This window comes from Salegentibacter agarivorans (assembly GCF_900113135.1).
Classification (GTDB): Bacteria; Bacteroidota; Bacteroidia; order Flavobacteriales; family Flavobacteriaceae; genus Salegentibacter; species Salegentibacter agarivorans.
On the sequence record NZ_FOOH01000011.1, the window covers coordinates 90,729 to 116,225 of the forward strand.

The 25,497-nt window shown below is 38.0% G+C and carries 12 protein-coding genes; 6 read left to right on the plus strand and 6 right to left on the minus strand.

The genetic code is table 11. The features are described 5' to 3' along the window. Position 1: 1 nt before the first annotated feature. The 6 genes from bglX to BM084_RS09880 form a co-directional block, all read right to left on the minus strand. A complete protein-coding gene (bglX, locus tag BM084_RS09855) occupies positions 2-2,278 on the minus strand; it encodes a beta-glucosidase BglX (RefSeq protein ID WP_093304578.1) in 2,277 nt (758 codons plus the stop codon). A 255-nt stretch (positions 2,279-2,533) separates the two neighbouring features. Further along, positions 2,534-4,180 (minus strand): family 16 glycosylhydrolase, encoded by a 1,647-nt coding sequence (locus tag BM084_RS09860; protein WP_093304542.1) that lies wholly within the window; start codon positions 4,178-4,180, stop codon positions 2,534-2,536. A gap of 12 nt (positions 4,181-4,192) precedes the next feature. Beyond that, entirely contained in the window at positions 4,193-6,274 is a 2,082-nt protein-coding gene (locus BM084_RS09865; protein ID WP_093304544.1) for a hypothetical protein, read from the minus strand. A 12-nt stretch (positions 6,275-6,286) separates the two neighbouring features. Next, positions 6,287-7,750 carry a RagB/SusD family nutrient uptake outer membrane protein gene (locus BM084_RS09870; protein WP_075325443.1) on the minus strand — a complete coding sequence of 488 codons (1,464 nt, stop codon included), beginning with the start codon at positions 7,748-7,750 and terminating at the stop codon, positions 6,287-6,289. Between the two features lie 11 nt (positions 7,751-7,761). Further along, positions 7,762-10,788, minus strand: a complete 3,027-nt coding sequence (locus BM084_RS09875) for a SusC/RagA family TonB-linked outer membrane protein (protein ID WP_093304546.1) — start codon at positions 10,786-10,788, stop codon at positions 7,762-7,764. Positions 10,789-11,028: 240 nt separating this feature from the next. Beyond that, positions 11,029-13,797, minus strand: coding sequence for a helix-turn-helix and ligand-binding sensor domain-containing protein (locus BM084_RS09880; RefSeq protein WP_075325442.1), 2,769 nt, complete (start codon positions 13,795-13,797; stop codon positions 11,029-11,031). A gap of 155 nt (positions 13,798-13,952) precedes the next feature. On the opposite strand from BM084_RS09880, the gene BM084_RS09885 reads away from it, so the two are divergent. The 6 genes from BM084_RS09885 to BM084_RS09910 all read left to right on the plus strand — a co-directional run bounded on the left by BM084_RS09885 (position 13,953) and on the right by BM084_RS09910 (position 25,491). After that, positions 13,953-15,791, plus strand: coding sequence for a PLP-dependent aminotransferase family protein (locus BM084_RS09885; RefSeq protein ID WP_093304548.1), 1,839 nt, complete (start codon positions 13,953-13,955; stop codon positions 15,789-15,791). A gap of 105 nt (positions 15,792-15,896) precedes the next feature. After that, on the plus strand, positions 15,897-16,778 hold the full coding sequence (locus tag BM084_RS09890) for a DMT family transporter (RefSeq protein WP_093304550.1): 882 nt from the start codon (positions 15,897-15,899) through the stop codon (positions 16,776-16,778). Positions 16,779-17,000: 222 nt separating this feature from the next. Next, positions 17,001-19,538: a glycoside hydrolase family 9 protein gene (locus BM084_RS09895; RefSeq protein WP_093304552.1), complete on the plus strand. Its 2,538-nt coding sequence runs from the start codon at positions 17,001-17,003 to the stop codon at positions 19,536-19,538. Between the two features lie 253 nt (positions 19,539-19,791). Then, positions 19,792-22,269 (plus strand): glycoside hydrolase family 9 protein, encoded by a 2,478-nt coding sequence (locus tag BM084_RS09900; protein ID WP_093304554.1) that lies wholly within the window; start codon positions 19,792-19,794, stop codon positions 22,267-22,269. A 359-nt stretch (positions 22,270-22,628) separates the two neighbouring features. After that, positions 22,629-23,435, plus strand: a complete 807-nt coding sequence (locus BM084_RS09905; RefSeq protein WP_075325437.1) for a response regulator transcription factor — start codon at positions 22,629-22,631, stop codon at positions 23,433-23,435. A 94-nt stretch (positions 23,436-23,529) separates the two neighbouring features. Continuing rightward, a complete protein-coding gene (locus BM084_RS09910) occupies positions 23,530-25,491 on the plus strand; it encodes a tetratricopeptide repeat-containing sensor histidine kinase (protein WP_093304556.1) in 1,962 nt (653 codons plus the stop codon). Positions 25,492-25,497 lie beyond the last annotated feature (6 nt).

Genomic DNA, 25,497 nt, shown 5'->3' on the forward strand with positions numbered 1-25,497 from the left:
TTTATTTTTTTAAACTGAATGTAGCTTTTTGAAGATCTCTAGAATTCCCGCCTATAAAAACTTCAAATTCCCCGGCCTCAGATTCCCATTTTCTATTGGCGTTATAAAACTGAAGCATTTCTTCATCTATCTCGAAAGTGACCGTTTTAGATTCCCCGGGAGCTAAGTTTACCGCTTCAAAACCTTTAAGTTCCTTTACAGGCCTGGTTGTGCTCGCCACAAGATCTCTTAAGTAAAGCTGAACGATCTCTTTTCCTTCAACGTTTCCAATGTTGCTTAAAGTTATGCTTGCCTCGATACTTCCATTGGCATCCATTTCTTCTGAAGAAAGTTGCAAATCCCCATATTCGAAATCGGTATAACTAAGTCCGAAACCAAAAGGATAAAGTGCATCTTTCTTTTCATCGGTGTATCCTGAATAAGTCACATGTGTGGGATTGGATGGTCTTCCCGTACTTTTTTGATTATAATAAAGCGGTTCCTGGCCTACGGCTCGCGGAAAAGAAACCGGAAGTTTTCCCGAAGGATTGTAATCTCCCAGTAAAACATCGGCAATTGCATTTCCGCTTTCAGAACCTAATTGCCAGGCTTCAACAATAGCCGGAATATTTTCTGCTGCCCAGGTAATTTCCAAAGGTCTGCCGTTGATTAAAACCAAGACAACATTTTGATTCACTTTATAAATTTCTTCCAGCAATTCCTGCTGAACTCCGGCCAAACCAATATTTACCTGGCTTCTTCCTTCACCGGTTTGAAAAGCATCTTCTCCCAGTGCCACAATCACCAAATCGGCTTCTGAAGCGGTATTAATCGCTTCTTCAAACCCCGATTTATCGGTTTCATTAATTTCAAGAGGCATTAAAAAGCTTCGTTCCCCAACGCCCAGGTCGGCTCCTTTAGCATAAGAGATTTCAACATTTTCATCGTTATTATTTTGCAAACCTTCCAGCAAGGAAACAGCTGAATTAGCTTCTCCCTGTGCTCTCCAGTTTCCAATTGGAGTATCTTTATCATCGGCCCACGGGCCAATAACAGCAATCTTTTTGACGAATTCTTTTATTGGAAGTAAATCTTTTTCATTCTTCAGCAGCACAATAGATTTTTTCGCCACGTCGCGAGCTACAGCTTTATGTTCTTCAAAAGATATCTGGTCTAAAAGATTGGCATTAGAATATAAATAAGGATCATCAAAAAGTCCGAGTTTAAATTTTACCCTTAGCACTCTTTTCACCGCATCATTTATATAATCTTCGCTTACTTCTCCTTCTTCAACCAAATCTACGAGGCTAGACTCGTAAGCGCCACCTTCCATATCCATATCGCTACCGGCATTTAAGGCGATTTTAGCAGCTTCCTTTTTATCTTTTGCAATTCCGTGAGCAATCATTTCTGGAATAGAACCCCAATCTGAAACTACAAATCCGTTCCAGTCCCAATCCCGTTTAAGAATATCTCTTTGTAGGGTTTTATGCCCGGTTGCGGGGATTCCGTCTAAATCGTTAAAAGCGTTCATAAAAGTAGCAACTCCTGCATCGGCTGCTGCTTTAAATGGAGGAAGAATAGTATTATGCAGTTCGTTCTCTCCAATGTGCACCGTATTATAATCCCGGCCGGCTTCACCAAAACCGTAACCTGCAAAATGCTTGGCTGTAGCGGCTATACTGCGCGGATTTGCAAGATCTTCACTTTGATAGCCCTTTACTTTGGCTACCGCAACTTTGGAAGTTAAATAAGGATCTTCCCCAGAACCTTCCATAATTCTTCCCCAACGCGCATCTCGAGAAACATCTATCATAGGCGAAAAAGTCCAGTTAACCCCGTTAGCCGCAGATTCTAATGCTGCAATTTCTGCCGTTCTCTCCATAGCTTCCAGGTCCCAGCTAGCTGTTTCTGCCAGCGGCACAGGAAAAATAGTAGTATACCCGTGTATTACATCATACCCGAACATCAACGGAATTTGAAGTCGGGAGTTTTCCATTACGAGCTTTTGTGCTTCCCGGGTGGCATCTACCGAAAGTACATTAAGCATAGCACCTACTTTACCGGCTTTAAGATTTTCTTCCTTTTGTTTATTATTCATTTCAGAAGCAGGTCCCGTAAGGTCCCAACTCCCGTTATATTGTACAAGTTGTCCTACTTTTTCTTCGAGGGTCATTAACGTTAAAACCGAATCTACTTTGGCTTCTACATTTTTAACCGAACTTTTTATAGTTGAATCCTGTGCTTTGACCATAAAACAGCCTAACAGGAAACACCCTAATAAATTTAGTTTTTTCATAATTTGAAGTAATCTACCTCGGGACATGCCCAGGAGGCATAATTGGAAAATAAAATTTAATTGCGAGGCACAGCCCATCTAAATAATTTGGGCAGGTCTCACCACTCCCGGCATTAAAGCGACATACGATTAGCGAAAAAAAAAACTGCCTGAAGTGTGTTTAAGAAGTTAAGTTTGTGGCCTACAAACAAATAATCTTCAACCGTAAATTCAGAAAACAATAACAGTAATCAGGCAGTCTTATCATAAATTTTGTTACTCTTGATAAACCCTGATGTAATCAATTTCCATGGAGCGTTCATCAAATGCCGGATCAATCTCTCCGCCAAAAGTTCCACCCATCGCTACATTTAGAATTATAAAGAAGTCTTTATTAAATGGAGAATCAGGATTGTTCGCATAAGTATGGTATACTTCACCGTCTACAAGAAATAGTATCCTTTCGGGAGACCATTCTACCGTATAGGTATGGAATTCGTCACTTACACCGGGAACTTCTATAGAACTCCCATCAGCATTTCCACCAGATCGACCCGGATAATGAAGGGTACCATGAATTATATCCTGTTGGTTTCCCACGTGCTCCATAATATCTATCTCACCAGTTTCAGGCCAACCCACTTCATCAAAATCAGATCCCAGCATCCAAATTGCAGGCCAGGTTCCGGCTCCTTCAGGTAACTTAGCACGAGCTTCTACTCTTCCGTATTGAAATTCAAAATTGTCTTTTGTAGTTATTCTTGAAGATGAATAATCAAAGCCGTTGGTTTCTTCTGCCTTTGCAGTAATTACCAGGTTTCCATTTTCTATTATTGCGTTATCCTCGGTATAATATTGAGATTCCTGGTTTCCCCAACCACCATTATTACCGATCTCAAAATTCCAGATACTGCTATCTACAGGGCCATCGGTATCAAAATCCTGTTCCCAAACAAGATTTTCATATTCGGTTTGAAATTCTTCAGGCTCTTCTTCTCCGCCCTGGGAAGTGGTAAATTTTAAATACCAGGCCAAAGCAGGATCGTTACCCGGTATTACCCTAACATCCATTGTAGTTGGTGTAATATTAAGAACTTCGTAAGAACTTGAACCTACATAGTAGCTCATCGTTCCGCCGCCAGCGATGTTAATTACCGTACCGGTAGTAGCATCTTCTGGCAATCCAGACGTTGAAGGAGATAGAGAAGCACTAAAGTCTCCAGTATTACTAAAATCAAGACACTGGTCTTCAGAACCATCTCCACCAAAATCACCGGTGTAAGCAACATTTACAAAGGTTTGCCCATTGTTATTGTAATTATAAACTATATTATCATTTTCGTTCAGGCTAAACGTCATTTCATCGGTATAGAAACAAGAACTAACATCTGCGCCGGCTTTTTCAAAAGGAGCAGCGGCATAATATATAGGAGCCGTAAATCCTTCTCCAGAGCTTGGCCCAACTCCCAGGTGAGCCGGCTGTGAAGCTGCTACATACCAGGTTTTTGAACTTCCGCCGGTAAGCAATTCCTTAGTTTCCGGATCGCTAAAATCACTAAAGACAGTTACGGTGGTGGTCATATTCGAGGAAACTCCCCCTGTACCAGATGCCACAACTGTTACTGTATAATCATTTACACCGTTCTCGTTAAAACTATGGGTGGTTTCTCCAGAAGCAGAAACTTCTTCAAAACCATCACCATAAATAAACTTGTAGGTCATGGCGTTATCGGCGCTGGCGCTAAAACTTACCGCTCCACTACCGTCGCCATTAGGCATTTCCTCAGTTTGCCCTACCACTTCAGCGCTAACACTAAGGTTAGAAGGTGTGGTAATATCACCTATATCATAATCGTCGTTGGAACAGGCGCTGAAAAAAACCAGCGAAAGTACCGCAAGACTTGTTTTAAATATATTTTTCATTTGTGTTCTTTTTTAATTCGTAAGTTGAATATCGTCGTAATAATAAGTGCTGCCGTCACCTGCTACACCTTCAATAATTTCAAAGAATAAAATCACTTTAGAATATTCCTGCACAATTTGCTCATCTGAAAATTCAAAAACTAATTCTTCCCATTGATTGGCTACAGTAGTAATAGCATCTACTTCGGCAAATATTCCAGAGTCATCGTTATTTTCTAATTTCACTCTAACCGGAATATCAGCCTTTGGTGAATACACTTTTACGCTAATTTTATTGTTTCCGTTAAATTCTATGGGACCGTCTAACTGAAGTGTTGTACCAGCGTAAAATAGGGCACCTTCGGTTTTTGTACTTCTCACAACAGTATTACTGGTATTGATGCCTTCTTGAAAAGGGTTTTCTTCAACTGCAGAATCTGCTCCTTCAAAAGGAGTTAGAGAATAGGTTAAAGAAGAGTTTTCAAAAGTCGCCGGTAATGTAACAGCAGTTGCATCACTCTCTGAAAAAAAATAAAGATTGTCAATATAAAAAGCACCACCGGGAGCAGTTCCCACATCAAATTTGAACTGAAAAATATCGCTTATATTAAGATCCTGACTGGTAAATTCAGACAAGGGAATTTCAATACTGTTCCATTGATTTGGAGTTACATTCAAGTTTACACTTTTTTCTCCTGAACCAGAAGAAATAAGAAAGAATGGTATTGAGGAGTAATCTCCAGACCAAACATCTATGTGAACAGATTCAAATGCAGTTACATCTATAGCCTCTCCAATATCAATTCCCTGATAATTTGCGTTGCCATATTTAATCGCCTCATTTCCATTTACAGAAACCACTTCATAGGTTGTTGATTGACCCCAATCTGGATAATAGTCAACGCCTGCGGGATCTGAATACTTATCACTAAATATTGACTTTACATCCTCTTCTAAATGAATTGGGGTCGGAGCGGCATTTACCGGCGAAGTTGGCACCTGTACACTTTCATCATAAAAGAATACATTATCTACTAATACAGTAGTCTCACCTTCAGGTGTAGCTGAATAAATCAATTGAGAAATATGTGCTCTGGTGGTTAAATCTGTAAAGTCTTCCAGAGGAATGTCAAGAGTTACCCATTCTCCCTGGGGCATGTCCTCAATTACCACTTCATGCTCAACATCATCACCACCTCCATCATAAACACCGTTAGGTCCAAAGTCTACAAGTTTAACTTTAAAGGTTTCTGCATCTAGAGAGAAAATATCAGTACGTAAATGAGTCATGTTAGTTGCATCAATCTGAGTGCTTTCAGTTAAAATTCCAGCATAATTTAAATCAGTATATTTCTTAATATCATTTCCTTCAATGTCCGTTTCTTCCAGTTCTGCAGCTGACCAATCCGTGAGCCAGGTATCTACTGGTACATTTGTATAAGTATTACTGAATAGTGAGATAACACTTTCAGGTAATTTATTGGGAGTAGGTGCAGGAACTGGTCCATTCATTTCTACAGTTTCTGTATATTCAACCGTTGCTGTACCACCACTTAGGGCAATTACCTTAATATCATAGGTTCCTATTTCAGCATAGGTATGAGTAATAGATTCTCCTAGCATAAGTAAGGTTGGCACCTCATCTTCTTCATCACCAAAGTAAACCTCAAACATTGCAGCATAATCTGCTGCTGCAGAAACAGAAACCGAATATCCATCAGTATTCTTTGTAATATCCACCTCCAGGTTTTCAGGAGCAAGGAAAGAAACGGTTAAAGGTTGAATTCCCGAAGTCATTTTACCGTTAATATGAGTCCCGGTAACCTCTACTTCATATTCACCTTCTGCATAAACGTGTTCTACGGCATCTCCTACTTTAATCCCTTCTGCAGGAGTAGAACCATCACCGAAATCTACGGTATACACCGCAGCTCCTTCACCGGTTGGGGTAATCTCTACCAAACCGGAATTATCTTGAGTTATTTGAAATGTTGCACCCAAATTTGCCGGTGCCTGTACCTGCTCAAGATCTACAAGGGCATCGTCATCACTCTCGCAGCCAAAAAATGGTAGAGCAAGAAGGAATGCAAAAATTATTTTATAATGTCTTTTCATAATTCTAATGTTTTAGTATCCCGGATTTTGCTCCCAGTTGCCCTGAGAAAATTCTATTTCTTCTAACGGAATAGGGAAAAGTTCATTTTTCCCTGCAGTAAATCCTTCAATGTTATCTGCGGCTCTGCCGGTTCTTACCAAATCAAAGAAACGGTGACCTTCGCCTACTAATTCTTTTCTTCTTTCTTCGTAAATAATTTCGGTAAGTGCATTTCCTGCAGCATCTACTCCATCTAACCCTGCTCTCTCACGAACTTCATTAAGGTAAGTTCTAGCCTCACTATCGTCTATTCCGCCACGGTTCAGGGCTTCAGCAGCCATTAATAAAACATCGGCATAACGAATAGAACGGTAATTATTAGGCTGGGTAAGGTTAGCATCACCTACGTTATCATTTTCTCTTGGAAGGTATTTTCGGTTAAAATAACCGGTGTGTTTGTAGCCTTCAGCATAAGTTGCGCCGGTTTCTGCCGCCCAGGCTTCGATATCTAAAATGGAAAGATCTCTACGAATATCATCTTCTGTAAACAAATCGTATGCTTCCTGAGTAGGAACATTAAAACTGAAACCAGGTTCAAAAACAGGACCCGAATAATTTCTTATTCCCTGGAAACCTACAGCTACATTACCTTCACTACATTGTAAACATCCAAAACCTGCTCCTTCTTCACCGGTGTATTGCACCTCAAAAACCGATTCTTCGTTATTCTCACCTTCCTGTAAGAAAAGAGTATCAAAATCTGCTAAAGCGTAAGGACCATTTTCGATCAAATCTGTCAACACATTTGCAGCTTCATCAAATTCTTCCTGATATAAATGCGCTTTACCAAGCAAAGCCATTGCAGCTCCTTTGGTTGCTCTACCAGTTTCAGGTGCAGCATAATTAAGGTTTTCTATAGCAAATTGTAAATCGCTTTCAATTTGCGCGTAAACTTCTTCGGTAGAAGCTCTTGGAACAGAAGTCTCATCTCCTAATACAAAACGCTCATCTCCTTTTATTGGAATTGGCCCAAACCATTTTACCAATTCAAAAGTGAAATAAGCACGTAAAAAACGAACCTCAGCAATAATCATTTCGAGACCTTCAAAATCTGTTTTGTCCTGAAATTCCAAAACATAGTTTGCGCGTTGTACCCCAGCAAAATTCCAATCCCAAACATCGTCCAGGTTATCGTTTACAGGAGTATGCGTCATTTCATCTACTTGTTGAAAGCCTATAACATCATTGGCGCTTTCACCTCCACTTAATGTATTATCTGAAGCAATTTCGCCCAGCAATACATTTACGTAAGTAGATTGTAAAATATCATAAACGCCAATTAACGCGTTGTAATAATCTTCTTCAGAATTAAAATAATTCTCAGAATCTATATTGTATTCTTCGGTTTTTTCCAAATAATCTTCGCTGCAACCAAAACTGAAAGCCAGCAGGAGCAGAAGAAGCATTTTATTGAATATGTTGTTATATCTCTTCATTGTGCGATTTTTTAAAAGTTAAGGTTTAAACCTGCAAGGAAAATTCTTGGTACAGGGTAGAATCCGTAGTCAATTCCGCCACCAATAGCTTCACCGGTAGAGGCCGAAGGATCAAAACCTTTGTAATTAGTGAAAGTGTAAAGGTTTTGTACCGAAGCATAAACTCTTAAGCGGTTTATACCTACTTGCTCTAAAAATGTTTCAGGCAGGCTATAACCCAGCTGAACATTCTGAATCCTTGCATAAGAAGCGTCTTCAACATAAAAATCTGAAAAAGCCACATTAGAAGTTGCACCTGTTGTTACACGAGGCACTTCGTTGCTTGTTCCCGGCCCGGTCCATCTTTCTAAATAATAAGCGTGGCGATTTACATTTGGCTGATTACGCTCGTAATTTCTTACCATATCGTTCCCTAAAGAAGCGTATGTATACGCGGTAAAATCGAAATTCTTATAATTGAAATTAAGATTTAAGCCCATTGTAGCGGTAGGAATAGGATCGCCAATATTGGTACGATCATCTACATTTATAACTCCGTCACCATTGGTATCTACATAACGAATATCGCCAGGCGAGGCTTCAGCACCTAACGATTCCTGTGAAGGATGCGCATCTACTTCTTCCTGCGTTTGGAAAATCCCGTCGGTTTTATATCCGTAGAAATAACCAATAGGGAAACCTTCCTGAAAACGTGCCGGTTGTGGTTGTCCCACACCAAATTGACCGCCGGGAAGAAACTCGGTTCCATTTACCGCGGTTACTTCATTCCTTAAGAAAGTGGCATTATAACCAATTCCAACTCGAATATCGTCCCCAAAATTTTCTTTATAATTAATAGCAAATTCAAAACCTTCATTTCGGGTAGTTCCAGCATTTATAGTTGGAGCGCCAGATCCCGGTGCGCCACCACCAAAAATCCCCGAAACAGGAATTCCTGCAACCAAAAGATCTTTTCGATCTTCTCTAAAAATATCGGCGGCAATATCAACTCTGTTATTAAAAAGCCTAAGATCTATACCAATGTTTGTTTTTTCGGCTTCTTCCCAGCCTGCCCCGGGATTTGCAATTCTACCTAAAGCGGTACCGTTTACTAAACTCCCATTTAAAACATAAGTAGCTTCACCATCTAATAATGAACGGTAGAATTCTGCGCCACCGGCTTCATCATTACCAAGTATACCAAAACTTCCTCTTAATTTTAAGAATGAAATTACATTAGAATCTTCTAAGAAATCTTCTTCAGAAAGAATCCAACCAGCCGTTGCTGACGGGAAATAACCTACACGGTTTTCCGGGCCAAATCTTGTGGAAGCATCTCTACGAAGCATCCCAGAAACAAGGTATTTTCCTTGATAATCGTACTGTAGCCTTCCGAAGAAGGATAACTTTCTAATGTCATATTTATAAGCACTGTTGTTCAAACCATCGTTTGTTCCCGTAGTTAGGCTAATATCAGCAAAGTCCCAGGAGTTATTTGGAACATCATAACCAGTAGCATATAAACCATCTCCCCAGTCCCTAATTACCGTCATCCCGGCAGTACCGGTTAAATGGTGTGTTTCATTAAAAGTATTCTCGTAAGTCCCAAAAAGGTCATAGGTATAAGAATTATCGTTAATTCGGTTTTGGTTTACCGTACTACGAACATTGTTAAAAACCTTTCCCGGCCCATAATCTATAATTGGCGCAAAATCTTTTCCTTTTGAATTAGATAGACTGTAACCAATTCTGGAGGTGAAGGTCAATTCTTCTATAGGCGTATAATCCAGACTGAAAGAACCGTTGAATTTATTAAGATTATAGTCATTAAAGGTATTTTCAATTTGTGAAAGTGGATTAATAATCTCGTTTCCTAATCTTCCTTCCAAATCTTCCTGGTCGCGGCTAAATGTGGACGGAATATTCAAGGCGTTAAATAAAACAGAACCTAAGCCGTTTTCGTTAATAGATCTTCGGTTTAGACTTGTATAAATTGAATTGGCGGTAAATTTAAATTCATCTGAAATATCTACCCCAATATTAAATCTCGCGGTGCTTCTTTGAAAATCAGATTTTTCAGCGCCAATTATTCCTTCCTGGTCAAGGTGTGAAACCCCGAACGAATAGGTTACTTTTTCTGAACCTCCATTTAAAGTAAGGTTATGACTCATAATTGGAGAAGTGTCAAAAACCTCGTCCTGAAAATTTGTTCCCCTACCTAAATCGCTAACATTGGGATAAGGCAAGGCCTGGCCATTGTTGGCATAACTTTCATTTAAAAGTAAAGCATATTCTGTGGCATTCAATAGTGGTAATTTTCTTGAAGTTTCCTGCATTCCTACATAAGCATCATACTGTACGGTAGGCGCGGTATTCTTTTTACCAGATTTTGTAGTTACCAAAACCACTCCATTAGCTCCTGCAATACCATAAATTGCGGCTTGCGCATCTTTTAGGATAGAAATAGATTCAATATCGTTAGGGTTTATAGTGTTTAAATCTCCCTGGTAACCGTCTATAAGAATTAGCGGGCCATTTTCACTGTTGGAAGCGATTCCTCGAATATTTACATTAATTCCTGCTCCCGGTGCGCCGGAAGATGGAGTAACATTCACCCCGGCCGCAGTACCCTGCAGGGCCTGCTCAATTTTAATAGGATTAAGTTCTTCAATAGTTTCATTGGAAACAACGGAAACGGCACCGGTAATATCTTTACGTTGCTGGGTTCCATAACCAATTACTACAACTTCTTCTAAAGCAGCAGCATCTGTTTTTAATGTAACATCTATTACATTCTGATTTTCTCCCACGGTAACTTCCTGCGGAAGAAACCCCACATAGGAAAATACTAAAACGTCTCCGGCTGAAACTTCATTAATGGTGTAATTTCCATCAAAATCGGTTACCACTCCATTAGAAGTATTTTTTACAATAATGTTTACTCCCGGTAGTGGAAGTCCGGTATCAGCTTCATCTACCATTCCCGAAACAGAAAAGGTTTGTGCCTGCAAGGAAAAGGTTCCTATACAAAACAAAATTAGTACGAGTATTTTATTCATTTGTTGATGATTTAAATTCGGAAATCAATGTATTAAGAAAGCATTAACAGCAATAATAAATCACCCTTACAAATAGTATACAGGAAAAATTATTAGGTGAATTTTGCGAAATATGCATACAAAACCCGCTGAAATCAATGAATACGCAGCCTATAATTATTTTAAGCTAAATATTGATTTTCTGTGGTTTACATTAAATGTTGTGGTAATGTTGAGGAAGAATACGTTCATGTAAAGGCACTAAAACTTAAGGATGTATTCTACCAATCCCTGATCATGCTCTAAATTCATTTTCTTCCGCAAACGATATCGTTTTATTTCTACACTTCTCACCGAAATATTAAGCAGTGGAGCGATCTCTTTTGAGGATAAATTGAGCCTTAAATAAGCACAAAGTTTAAGATCGTTAGAAGTTAGGTTAGGATGTTCTTTTTTTACAGATTGCAGGAAATCCTTGTCGGCATTATCAAAAGCTTCTTTAAATAGTTTCCAGTTATCTTTTTCGGCAATATTCTTATTAATAATAGAAATGACCTCCTGAATATCTTCCTTTTTATTGGCTTCAGTCAGTTTGTTTTTAAGCTGGGTAAGAAATTCATTCTTTTTAATAATATTCATCGTAGAGGCCGCTAATTCCCGGTTTTTAGAAGCTACATCAGATTCCAGTTTTTGATTTTGAAGTGTAATAATCTCCTGTTGCGATTCTAATTGCCGTATTTCCAGCTTCTTTTTATTCTGTTCCAATAATCTTTCCCGCTGTTTTCTGTAATATCCCGTGTAAATTTTATGCAAGATAAAAATGAGCAATAAGAAAAGTAAAATATAAACTACAATTGCTACCGTTGTAGCGTACCATGGTAAAGCAATAGTGAATGCGTAAGTAGCTATTTCACTTATACTGTTATTATATTTACCACGTACTTCAAATACATAATCTCCCGCCGGAAGATTTTCAAAAGTTGCGCTACCGTTGCGTTGCCAGGTGCTCCAACCCGTACTAAAACCTTTAATTCTATAACTATACACCGGTTTTGCAAGTTTGGAATAGGCCGGTATACTAAATTCAAAATTGATATTATTAACCGAGTTTGGTAATTCTAATTGATTAAGGTCTAACTTGTGACTTTTAAACTCCTCCTCCAACGCAGCAGTAGAAACCTTATTTATATTAAGTTGCTCCATAGAAGGCAAATCTAAAGGGGTAGAAAAAATAGTATAGCCTACATTAGAACCCACCAGATATTCACTTTCCCCAATTAGGGAAATATTTTCAAAACCCTTCGCAATACTCCTATATTCTAAGGGAATAGCTGCCGATTTTGCGCTTAACCTATCCTGAAAAGCATCTCGGGTAACATATAAAAGATTGTCTTCACCAAATCCCCACCAGGTATTATCGGGTAAAACGTGGGAAATTCCGCTAATTCTTTGCTCCTGAATTAAATTATTTAATTCATTTTCAAGGCTGAAGGTGTCAGTTTTTGGTTCATATTTATAAATTTCATCTTCAGTAGAATAATAGATAGCGCCATTAAACTGAAATACTTTAAGTCCCATACCACCATCGTAGGATACGCTGTAATTTTCCAGGTCTAAAACTTCATTTACTTCAGCATTAATTTTTAATTTAAAAACTCCCTTATGATCGTGGCCCACCCAAAAAGTAGAATCATTCTGTACCACTAAATTTCTCGAAGAAAGATCGAAATTTGCTAAATAAACGGGATCATTTTCAACATTTCCTTCTTCCCAAAAACTAATTCCGTCGTAATGCCCCTGAAGCAGTCCGTTTTTAAATTCCCTTATTTCCCAGACCCCGGGACCATCTGAAATATGGGTTGCACTGTTCCCTTCAATTGCAAAAATTCCGCGGTCATGCCCTGCGTAAAGTTTTCCTTTAATTTCATTAATACTCCATACCTGACCGCTAGTACCGGGAATGAGTTCATAAGTATTAGAAGTTCCTATTTTAAGATACAAACCCTGGTTAGTACCTAAATACAAATTATCCCCAAATTGATGACTGCAATAAACCGTGCCTACTTTTCCCGAAATATCGGTGAATAACCTAAACGGACTTTTACGATTAATAAGCACAAGTCCATTATCCAGCCCACCCCAAATATTACCGGCTTTATCCTCCAAAATTGATAAAACCGTATTATTATTAATTACCGGTTGGAGCAATTGGTAGTTTTGTGAAGTTGCCAGGTCATAAACGTGCAGCCCATTACCAATGCTTCCTAAAACAAGGGTTTGGTCTTCCAGCAATTTTGCGGTAAAAATACTTTCATTTAAAGGATAATCTTTAAACTGAAAAGGCTCCCAATTAGAATTTTCAATAGTGAAAAGCCCGTCATCACGGGTAACGGCAAGCATTTTATTTTCTTCAAAAGGAAATAGACCTACAATGGGTTTGTCTTTAATTTTAGCATTAGAAATAACCTGTTCAATCCTCCCGTTGTCTATGGTGTAAAGTCCGTCTTCTGCAACCTGGTAGTAAAGTTTATTATTTACCTTAAATAAATTGGAGATAATATTACCGGCATTAATTGTATTAATTTCTTCGGTTTCCCGGGTAAAGCTATAAAGCCGACGTAAACTTTGAAAAATAATATATTCTTCCAGGGCTTCAATATGCCAGAATTGTTCGCCATCAAGGATTTTTTCTTCAGAAAGGTTTTTTAGGCTGGTATAATTTAGTTCTCCTTTTTGGTCTGTGTCCCAATATCCAAAATCCATATAAGACCCCGTATAAATTCTTTTATCCTTGGCTAACACAGAGCGAACCGCACTGGCATTTGGCACCCTGTGTAAATTCCAATGTTCACCGTTAAAAGAGAGTAAGCCAAGGTTATTGGCTATATAAATATGGTTATTATCTGCTTGCGTCAGCATCCAGTTTTGATTGCCGGCATTGTAAATTCCGGGGTCAAAATTGGTAATTGGCGGCAGCTCCTGAGCAAACAGGCTAAAGCTAAAAAACAAAAAGAGAGCAAGTAAACGCATAGTTTAGCAAAAAACGGAAATTACTAAATAATATGGGCTTTTACTAAAGGGAAAAATTAAGAAAAGAATTATAACGGTACTAAGAAAATCGATCGCTTTTACTTTTAAAATTGTATTAAGCAGTTTATATTACCAACTTATCTAAAAGTTAAGTTATGAAAGAGCAGAAAGTGCTAAACTATATTGAAGAGGTAATAAAAAACGTACCCAATGATTGGTTGAAACTAACCACCCATAGATTGGACATTTATAATGAAAAATTGGCGAAAACTGAATTTCTTGAAAAGTTTGAAACCTTATTTGCTGCTAACAATGCTGAAACCTCAGCACTTAAAGCATTACCCACTGCTTTCGATTATATTCGTTTAGGTCACCCCTTATCGTCTGTTCTGGAATGGGGAATTGCTAAATTGAATAATCTCAAGCCCGAAAATATTATCAGTTTTTCTTCCAGGACGATGCCTGTTTTAGCGGTTTTAAGAAAAAATCTATTCGACAATAAAAATACACAGATCGTTTATACCAATTCGTTACCGGATTTTTTTGATACTGAAGCGCTAAAAAATGTGTACGGATATAATTTTGAATTAAAACAGGTGGAGAATGCTGAAGAGATTTCTGAATTTAACGGGAGCACTATATTTATTTCACAAAAAGACGAAATTGGCAAAGTTGATCTGCATCCAAATATCGACTTTTGGCTTAATACTTATCCAAATACTGGAAGTATTTTACTGGTAAATGGCGAAAAAAATGAGACGTACATTTCTGAAATACAACACGTAAGAAGAAGAGAAAGTATTGCTATGACCCCGGCAGATTCTTTTTCTGCTTTAAAACAATTAGCAGGAAAACCTTCTTCTAACCGCAATAATACTGAAAACAATAAAGCTAGTGTAATTACATCAATCCAAAATATTACCGGCACAAATTCAAATGCATTACTTGCCTCGTGCGGACTTTCGATGCAATATGCCATTATAATGGGACTTATTGACGAAGCCCTGGAGAAACATCCTGGAAAAGCGATTAAAATTGTTGTTCCTCCTAATTGTTACGGTGGTACAAACGACCAGGCAAGACGGGTTGCTGCCAGCCTGGAAAATGTAGACATTGTAGATTTACCGGTAGACGGTGATAATGATATGGTGCAAAGTACTGATATGGTTTTGGAGCAGGTTGCCAAAGAAGATGCTGTTCCTTATATTATTGCCGAAATCCCTACCAATCCACGAGTTGAAGTTCCCAACCTGGAAAAATTAAGAGACGCTTTAAGCAAAAAACGTAAAACCGCCAGGGGCGAAACGGCTATAGATCCTGTATTTATTTTAGATCAAACCTTTTGTCCTAACGTACAATTTTTAGCCGAAGATGGAATATTATCTTCTATTCGAACAATTTCATATGTTAGTGGATCTAAATTTCCAAGTGGCGGAAAATGTACTGCCGGTTACTGTGTTGCCAATCAAAAAGCTGAAAATTTATTGAGCAAGATAGATAAGCATCTTATTCTTTGTGATAATGAAGCAACTGCCCTTCAGGTTGAAATATTAGCAGAGCAATTACCTTCTATGAATCAAAGAATTGCCGATGCCTATAAGAACACACAGGAATTTGTAGACTTTATCAGGAAAACATTACCAGACGCAAAAATCAATTTTGTATCAGAAGAATTAGCTGAGCAAGGCTTTACTCCCTCTGTATTTTCATTAGATCTTCCTACAAAAGGAAATACACAAGAAGAAAGAGAAGCTTATAAAAGGAAATTAAATCAAAAGCTAATCAATATGATGATTAGTGAAATTCCAAACGAAAGTAAATATTGTGTGAGTTATGGGCAACTAAAGGGTTGTTACTGGACAATCCCTGCCACGTCTACCCAGGGAACTACTAAAGAAGCCGACAAAGATTATATAGCCCGGGTATCTGTATCTCCCGATTTGGATCTTGAGCTTCATAAAAAAGTCTTTTTAGATTTCGTTGAACAAATTTAGAGTTAGGGGAGGTTTTAAGGCCTCCCTCTTTTTTCTATTGTGAGTTAGCTAAAAACTGTGTAGTTTCAATGGTTAAAGCGCTGCGCGCTGTAGAAAACCGCTACGATGAAAAGAAGTACAATTTTACTAATTGTAGGCTTTGTTTTATTATGGAACTCCGGTTTTATAGGAGCCGAATATGGACTTCCTTATACCGGGCCTTTTACTTTAATCTTCCTAAGATATCTCGCAGTAACCGTATTATTATTGCTTTACCTTCTTTTCAGAAATAGATTGAAATGGGTAGGTTTTAAAGCGGTGTCCCTCAATATGCTTATTGGTTTCCTGGCGCATGGAGTATGGCTAACCTGCGTTTTACTTGCGCTTGCGGAAGAAGTGCCGGCGGGGATAGTAGCCCTAATCGTCGCGTTGCAGCCATTAGCCACCGGTGCACTTTCTGGTTATGTTACTAATGAAAAAACCAATAAATATCAATGGTGGGGATTAATATTAGGTTTTTTAGGTGTAGTATTAACCGTAGCTTTTAGAATAGATTTTAGCAAATCAAGTTCAATTTTTGGTTATCTAATTCCTTTAGGATCTGTTGTAGGAATCACTATTGCTACATTAATTCAGCGTAAAATGGAGATAGATGATAAGAACGAGAAACTACCACTAGACCAGACTCTTTTCTATCAAAGTCTGGCCACTATGCTGGCTTTAGCTATCCCTTCAATTTTTGTAGAAAAATTAGCTGTAGAATGGGTTTCTGAATTTACTTTTGCTATGATATGGCTCATTCTGGCTGTCTCCCTCGGCGCCTATATTCTCATGTGGCGGTTAATTGAACGACTTGACGCCACCCGGGTAGCGAGTTTATTTTACCTGGGGCCGCCGGTGACCATGCTCATGGCCTGGATAGCTTTTGGTGATACTATTAAGATTATGGATATTGTTGGCTTAAGCGTAGTATTTTTGGGTGTAATATTAACTTCCCGGTCAAACTAAAGTTTCACCAGCCTATATACCTCTCTCTTTATATAATTGCTGAATAATTAAAATTCTCTTTCCACTAAAACACAACTCCGGTCTATTTTTTTAACTGAGAACCTTCTTTTTTCACTCATTAAATCTTCAAAAAAATTATTGCTTTTCCCATTCTTTTTAACTGAAAAATAATAAAGTGTGTATTTAACAATTATTTTATACTTTTATAAAAACTAAACACTTATGCATAGAAATTACTCAGTTCAGAATTGGTTACTCATTGTTTTTTGCAGCTTATGTACCGGCCAAATATTTGCTCAACTTGAGCTTAACGAAAAAGAATATTTTGAAACGCGGGGGCTCAATGTCCTTGTTTTTAGTAACGAGTATAACGGATTCTTTTTTGATGAGAAAAACGCAGGAATTGAACTAATTCATCACGGGATGAGAAGCAGTACCGGAGGTGCTGTAAGACTACAAAATACCCCCGAACAATGGGATCTCGTACCTTCACTTTTAGAACGAAAGGTAGATCGTAGTACCAATACCGTAGAAGTAACTACCAGGTATGAGCAATTAGAATTTACATCAAAAATCATTGTTAAACCCGAAGGAAAAAGAATAAATATTTCTGTTTATCTGGATGAACCTCTTCCTGAAAACCTGGAAGGAAAAGCAGGATTTAATTTAGAATTTCTCCCAGCTGCTTATTTTGAAAAATCCTACCTGGTAAATGGTAATCCCGGTATTTTTCCCCTTTACCCATCAGGTAATACTAAGATTAAACCCATTAGTGAAAAAGTACCGCAGTTTGCCGGGCATTCTACCCTGGACACCCGTGGGGAAGAAGAATTTATAGTACCCCAACCCCTTGCCAGTGGTAACACCATTATTCTGGCACCCGAAGATCCTTATCACCACGTAGAAATTACTTCAGAAACCGAAATTTCATTATTTGATGGAAGAAGCCTGGCTCAAAACGGCTGGTTTGTTACCCGCAGTATACTACCGGCAAATAAGACCGGAAAGGTGTTAGAATGGCATTTAGAAGCCAACACGGTATCCAACTGGTTACGCGATCCAAATATTGGCTTCTCCCAGGTAGGTTACCATCCAAGCCAGGAAAAGGTTGCCATTATAGAACTGGACGAAAATGATAATCAACTGCAAACTGCTTCCTTATACCAGGTAACTTCTGAGGGAAAAACAATCGAAAAATTTAGTAAAAAAGTGGCCGAATGGGGAAAACATTTTAGGTATAATTATGCTGAATTTGATTTTTCTGATATCACGGAAACTGGGATTTATTATATTAAATATGGAGATCAAACAACAAATACATTTCCTATTAGTGAGCAGGTTTATGAAACGGCCTGGCATCCAACCCTGGATGTGTTTTTCCCCGTGCAAATGGACCATATGAAGGTGAATGAAGCCTATAGAACATGGCACGGCAGACCATTTATGGATGATGCTATACAAGCCCCGCTGGATCAGGAACATTTTGATGGCTACAGTATGGGCTCTTCTACCGATACTAAATTTGAACCCTATGAACATATTCCCGGCCTGGATGTAGGCGGATGGTTTGATGCAGGAGATTACGACATCCAAACCGGCACACATTGTCTCACAATTACAGATCTTGTGGCATCCTGGGAAGAATTTGGGCTGGAACGTGATCAAACCCATATTAATCAGAAAAATCGTTATGTAGATATTCATCGGCCTGATGGAAAAATAGATATCCTTCAGCAAATTGAACATGGAACCCTAAATCTTGTGGCTCAAATTAATAATATAGGGCATCCGGTACGTGGGATAGTGGTTCCCAACCTGCACCAGTACCATCATCTTGGAGATGCCTCTACCGAAACTGATAACCTGCCCTACAATCCCGATTTGGAACCGTTTGAAAGCGATGGTTTATCCAGTGGAACATTAGATGATAGATGGGTTTTTACAGAGCGTTCTCCTTACCTGGATTACCGCACCGCCGGTGCATTGGCAGCAGCCAGCCGGGCTTTAAAGGATTACAATTCTTCTTTATCTAAAGAATGCATTGAATTAGCAAAGAAACTATGGGAGGAAAATGAAAATATGCCCTTAGAGGAAGCCTCTTCCGGCTATTTTGCACGTTTTCTAAAGCTTAGTGAAATGAATGCTTCCATGCAGCTTTACGTAAGTACTAAAGAGGAAAAATATGCCGAAGCTTTTGAAGAAAAAATCTGGAAAGCGATGGATGAAAGTCTGGACAGAACCATAGATATTGCATTACATGCCGCGCCTCATATGGATGAGAAATTCAATAAAAAACTGAAAACTTATGTTCAAAAATATGTTGATGAAATTGACCAGTTAGAAAAAGACAATCCCTACGGTGTACCTATGTTTCTCAGACCGGGTTGGGGTGGAAATCACGGGATTATTGATTTTGCCATCGCAAATTACAGGGCGCATAAATTATATCCAGACCTGGTAGATAAAGAACATGTATTTAAGGGATTACATTATATTTTTGGAAGACATCCGCATTCTAATCTCTCTTTTGTTTCGGGAGTGGGGACAAAAACTAAAAAAGTTGCCTACGGTAGTAACCGGGCAGACTTCAGTTTTATTGCGGGAGGAATTGTACCGGGCATTTTATTGATGAATCCTGATTTTCCCGAAAATAAGGAAAACTGGCCTTTTTTCTGGGGCGAAAATGAATATATAGTAGATATTGGAGCAAGCTATATTTTTCTTGTTAATGCCACAAATGAACTCCTGAACGAAAAATAAGCTACTGATTCAAAAAGGAGGCTGTTAGTTAAAGTTAAACGGTCTCCTCTTTTTACTCCTATTATTCAAATGAATATTTAACTACTTATAATGTCCTAATATTCAGAATATAAACGCTTTGTTAGCTCTTCTTCCGTTTTTTCATTAATTTCAAAAGAAGAATAGCTTTTAGATTAAAATAAAGATCAAGAATTAAAAATTACCAACTAACCTATAAATCTTTTTCTATAGTTTATAGCCAAACTTCAACAATATGAAATCACTATTACTTTCCTTTCTAATTTGTTTTTCAATAACAACAATTTTTGCCCAAAACCAGGGAGACAGTTTAAAAATTAATGAGCAGGAATATCTTGAAATGCGCGGTCTCAACGTCATGCTTGCGCACGATTTTTATCCGGAAAGTCATCAGGGCGGTGTAGGAATTATTCAAAATGGAATTAGAGTTGCCACCAACGGAGATTTACGCCTGGAGCCTACCCCAGGGCAATGGCAACCGGTACCAAAAGTTGGGGAACGGGTTGTAAATAGGGAAAATAATAATATTAGTGTGAAAATGGCTTATCCCGATGAAGCCAAAAACCGAACAGGCTTTAATCCTATTGAATATCCCGATTTGGAATTTTCTTATAACCTGAAAATAATTCCGCAGGGAAAATCTTTTAAAATCGTAGTAGACCTGGATGAAGCTTTGCCTGAAGAATGGATTGGAAAAGTGGGAATGAATATCGAATTCTTCCCCGGCTACCTTTTTGGCAAATCATATTATATGGATAACGAATTTGGTCTTTTTAACCGCCAGGCAAATGGCCCGGGATCTTATGATGATGACGATGAATATCAAATAAAGCCTATGGCTACGGGAAAAGAATTAGTGATTGCCCCCGGTACGCCCAGGCAAACTTTAAAAATTGAAAACTTAAAAGAAAATAATTTAGAGTTAATAGATGGCCGTGCACAGCATAGTAATGGCTGGTTTGTGGTTAGGTCACTAGTTCCTTCAGGAGCCACCAAAAATGCTATTGAATGGCTTATTACTCCAAACACCCTGGAAGATTATACATACGATCCCGTAGTTCAAATTTCCCAGGTTGGTTATCATCCCGCCCAGGAAAAAATTGCCGTGATAGAAACCGATAAAAATGATACTAACCTGAAAGAGGCGAAATTATTACGGATAAATAATGAAGGTGGTTTTACCGAGGTTCTTTCAGAAAATCCTTCAAATTGGGGGGAATTCCTCAGGTATAAATATTATCAGCTGGATTTTACCAAAATCGAAGAACCCGGAATGTATGTTGTAAAATACGGCGATTATACTCCTGAAGCTTTTCAAATTAGCAAAGATGTTTATAAACGTGAGGTTTGGCAACCCACTTTAGAATATTTTTTACCGGTGCAAATGTGCCATATGTTGGTAAACGATAGATATAAAATATGGCATGGCCGTTGTCATTTAGACGATGCAAGAATGGCGCCTGTAGATACCAATCATTTTGATGGTTACCTGCAAGGCCCTGAAACCCTTACCAATTTTGAACCTGGCGAACACGTACCGGGGCTAGATGCCGGTGGTTGGCACGATGCCGGAGATTACGATCTTAGAATAGAATCCCAGGCTTCTACCATCCACGGACTTTCGCATATTTATGAGATTTTTCAGGAAGATTATGATAATACCACCATAAACCAGGAAACAAAAACCGTAGATATTTTGCAACCCGATGGAAAGCCCGATTTTCTTCAGCAAATAGAACACGGCACCATACATATTGTAAATGGCTATAAATCTTTGGGTCGGTTTTATCGTGGGGTGATTGTGCCTACTTTAGACCAATATGTTTTGTTGGGCGACCCGGTAAACCATTCTGATGGCGAGATTTATAAAGAAACCAGTACTTCAAAAGAAATTCCGTTAGGCCAGGAAGGCGCGCCAGATGATCGCTGGGTGTTTACCGAAGAAAATCCGCGTAGGGAATTACAAAGTGCAGCGGCCCTAGCTGCCACCTACAGGTCTCTAAAAGATTTTAATCCAGACCTGGCTGAAGATGCCCTGGAAATTGCTAAAAAAACCTGGGAAACTACCTCTACAGATAATCCCGTGCACAAACTCAGCTTAGGTGTAGAACTCTTCAGAAGTACTTCTGACGCGAAATATGAAAATTTTATAAAAGAAAATGCTGAAATTTTTGCTGAAAATATTGCGCAAACCGGCTGGGTTCTCGCACCCGTTTTTGATGAAATTCAAGATGAAAATTTCAGAAATAAAATAAAAGCTTCTGTAGAAGATTATTACGTGCAAGTAGAAAAATTAGGAGCGCAAACTCCCTACGGAATGCCTTATGAACCCGATATTTGGGGTGCAGGATGGGGAATTCAGAATTTTGGGATGAAACAGTATTTTTTACATACCGCTTTTCCTGAAATCTTTCCGAAGAAATATATGCTAAACGCGCTCAATTTTGTTTTAGGAACACATCCGGGTGTAAATACATCTTCTTTTGCTTCGGGAGTGGGTTCTCGCTCCTTAACCCAGGCTTATGGAATGAACCGGGGCGATTTCTCTTTTACTCCCGGCGGAATTGGCTCGGGAACGGCATTAATTCGACCCGATTTTCCTGAATTGCTGGAATGGCCTTTTCTTTGGCAACAAACCGAATATGTTTTAGGCGGTGGTACTACAGATTACCTTTTTTTAGTATTGGCAGCCGATAAATTATTAAACGAATAATTGGAAAATCTCACTGTAAAAAGCTTAGAATATTCAAATCTCATTACCTAATAAATTACCTTTAAAGTGGTATTTTATAAATTATTTTCTGTCTCTATCTTAGCCTTGTCAAATTACTAATTGTAATAGCAGATTAGTTCAAAGAAGATTTGGTAGGGCTAACTTCTTAAATGTTTGATTTGGGGATTAACATTTATGAGTATCTAATTTCTAATACCATTAAAAAGTATTTGACGCAAAAACCTTCAGGATTTCCCTGGAGGTTTTTTCATTTATATAATTTTCTACCACAAAACTTGAAAAGACTAAGGTAAATAAGGAAAATTCCTATATTTAATGTGATTAAACAATCACACTTTATGCAAAAGGATTTCGAAAAAATCTCCGCTTACTGGCAGGAAATGTATTCCCGCCAGGTAAAAGAGTATCGGCCGTTTGAAATCTCTGAAGAATTTAAAAGATTTGCCACTATTTTCGCCCCGGGAGACTCCTATTTATATATTGTAAACCTTCATAATTTTGGATTGGAATATGTTTCTAATTCGGTAGAACGTTTTGTAAATAAAAAGGCCGGAGATATTACGCTACAGGATTTATTACAAACCGTTATCCCCGAAGAAATTGAAATTATAAGTCTTAAGAGCAAAGTCATCAATAATTTTTATACCGAATTTCTTGATAAAGAAGATGTATTAAACTATAAAAATATGTTTTCTTATAGAATGAAAAATGCCGGCGAACAAACACGAACTATGTTGTATCAAGCATTCCCATTAAGTGTGTTAGAAAATGGAACCCCAGAACATGTATTGTGCATTCAAACCGATGTTTCTCACCTTAAAGTGACCAGTACCAATACAGTTTCATTTATTCATATAAACGGCGGAAAATCTTATTATAATATAGATATTTCTAAAGGTACATTTGAACCCGGCGAAAGTGCAGATGCCAATTTTTCAGAATTTCTCACCGAAAAAGAAAAAACTATTGTTTGTAAATTATCCCGAGGATTAAATGCTGAACAAATAGCCACAGAAATGAACCTCTCTCCTCACACCATTAAGACGCATAGAAGAAACGTACTACAAAAAAGCGGTTGCAGAAATACTACTGAACTTGTTGCCAAATGTCTTACTACCGGAATAATTTCCCCGGTATTAAGTTGAAAACAGTTTTACACCATTTAATTTTATATCAATAAAGTTCTCACAAACAGTTATTTAGTCTTATATTTATAAGGATATCTCAATATTACGATCCTTGATTCTGGAGAAAAAATTATTTTTAGCGCTTTCCTTTTTAGTGCTTTTTAGTCCATCAATTTATGGGCAAATCTTCGATTTTAGTAAACCTGATCCATACAAAAAGATTTTTGTAGAAACCGATGATTTTGGCCTTTCTTACTTGAAAGAGCTAGAAGAATCTTTGGAGAAAATTGAGTCAGATACTCTTAAGTTTGAAGTTTTAAACGATCTGGCTTATTACTGGCATACCAGGAACCTCAGCACTGCCCTGGAGTTTACCGAAAAAGGATTGGCACTTACTTTAGAAAAAAATAATTCGCTTTGGAATGGTAGATTCCAAATTACCAAGGCTGCTATTCTATTGCGCCAGGAAAAACTAGATGAAGCAGAGGCAGTCCTCAAAGAAGCTGAAGCCAAAGTAACAGAAAGCGACCTTTCATTTCTTAATACACAATTAGGCTATGTTTACGAACGCCGTGGACAATTAGGAAGAGCTGCCGATTTTGCCCTCGAAACTTTGCGCCTGGGAGAAAAATTAAATAATAATAAAGCAATTGGAATTGCTTACAGCGATTTAAGCAACTTGTTTTGGAAGCAGGAAAAATATGAGGAAGGTTTGGAGTATGGCCTGAAATCACTTTCCTTTTTTGAAGAAAGAAACGTAGTAGATCTTGATTATGATTTTACACTTTACGTGGTTGGAAATAATTATTTAAAACTTAAACAATACAACAAAGCAATGGAGTACTATACACGTTCTATTGAAATTGGTGAACGTTATGGTTTTTATAATAATCTAAGCGATGTTTACATTTCTCTTGTAGATCTTTATGCATTTTTGAATGAATTTGAAAGCGCTGAAGAAGCCGGTAAAAATGCCATAAAGTATGCCTATCTTCTAGATAATGCGTTTATGCTAATGCGTTCTTACCTTTCGGTTGGAGAGTTACAAATTCAGAACAAAAATTATCCTGCCGCAATAACTAATATTAAAAAATCTATCGAGGTGGCTACGCCAAGCTTTGGAGATGGTTTCTTCTTAAGCAAAGCTTATAACAGTCTTGGTGAAGCTTATGCGAAAAATGCACAGTATCAGGAAGCGTATAAAGCATTTTCTGAATATGATTCCCTTAATAAAATTGTATTCACCGCAGAAGCAGATCAACGTATCTCTCAGCTTGAAACCGAATTTAATGTGGCTCAAAAGGAAAATACTATTCAACTTCAGGAAACAAGGTTATTACAACAGCAAACGAGTCAAAATCTTATTAGTCTTATTGCCGGCTTATTGTTCCTAATTTTATTGGTGCTATTTGTTAGTTTTAGCAATAATCGAAAGAAAAATAAACTATTAAGAAAACAGAATAAGGAGAAAGAATTCTTATTAAAAGAAATTCATCACCGGGTAAAAAATAATCTTGAAGTGGTTTCCAGCCTTTTGGCTTTACAAACAGCACAAATTAAAGATCCTAATGTTGTGAGTGCGATGAAGGAGAGCCAGAACAGGGTATATTCTATGAGTATAATTCATCAGCGTTTATACCAGAATGATCATCTTTCTTCTATTGAAATGAAAGATTATTTCTTAAATCTTGGCAATCATATCCTGGATTCCTTTGGGGAAGAAGAACGCATTAAGATTAACTATAAAATGCCTGAATTGCATCTAGATGTAGACACTGCGGTACCTTTGGGATTAATAGTAAACGAACTATTAACAAACAGCCTCAAATATGCTTTTCCGAATAAGCAAGCGGGGGAGATAACTATAGATTTAGATAAAAAATCGGCTAACGAGTTGCAGCTGCTAGTAAAAGATAATGGTATTGGGCAAACCGAAGGTGAACCCGTTAAAGGAACCGGATTCGGAAAAACACTCATCGATTTGCTTACCCGACAATTAGATGGGACGATGCAGGTAATTTATACCTCTGGCACTCAATATTTATTCAATTTTAAATCTCACAGGTTTCCTTGATTTGAG

Excerpts from the sequence above, each read along its gene's own strand:
- bglX (WP_093304578.1), bottom strand. The coding sequence starts at position 2,278 with ATGAAAAAACTAAATTTATTAGGGTGTTTCCTGTTAGGCTGTTTTATG.
- BM084_RS09860 (WP_093304542.1), bottom strand. The coding sequence starts at position 4,180 with ATGAAAAATATATTTAAAACAAGTCTTGCGGTACTTTCGCTGGTTTTT.
- BM084_RS09865 (WP_093304544.1), bottom strand. The coding sequence starts at position 6,274 with ATGAAAAGACATTATAAAATAATTTTTGCATTCCTTCTTGCTCTACCA.
- BM084_RS09870 (WP_075325443.1), bottom strand. The coding sequence starts at position 7,750 with ATGAAGAGATATAACAACATATTCAATAAAATGCTTCTTCTGCTCCTG.
- BM084_RS09875 (WP_093304546.1), bottom strand. The coding sequence starts at position 10,788 with ATGAATAAAATACTCGTACTAATTTTGTTTTGTATAGGAACCTTTTCC.
- BM084_RS09880 (WP_075325442.1), bottom strand. The coding sequence starts at position 13,797 with ATGCGTTTACTTGCTCTCTTTTTGTTTTTTAGCTTTAGCCTGTTTGCT.
- BM084_RS09885 (WP_093304548.1), top strand. The coding sequence starts at position 13,953 with ATGAAAGAGCAGAAAGTGCTAAACTATATTGAAGAGGTAATAAAAAAC.
- BM084_RS09890 (WP_093304550.1), top strand. The coding sequence starts at position 15,897 with ATGAAAAGAAGTACAATTTTACTAATTGTAGGCTTTGTTTTATTATGG.
- BM084_RS09895 (WP_093304552.1), top strand. The coding sequence starts at position 17,001 with ATGCATAGAAATTACTCAGTTCAGAATTGGTTACTCATTGTTTTTTGC.
- BM084_RS09900 (WP_093304554.1), top strand. The coding sequence starts at position 19,792 with ATGAAATCACTATTACTTTCCTTTCTAATTTGTTTTTCAATAACAACA.
- BM084_RS09905 (WP_075325437.1), top strand. The coding sequence starts at position 22,629 with ATGCAAAAGGATTTCGAAAAAATCTCCGCTTACTGGCAGGAAATGTAT.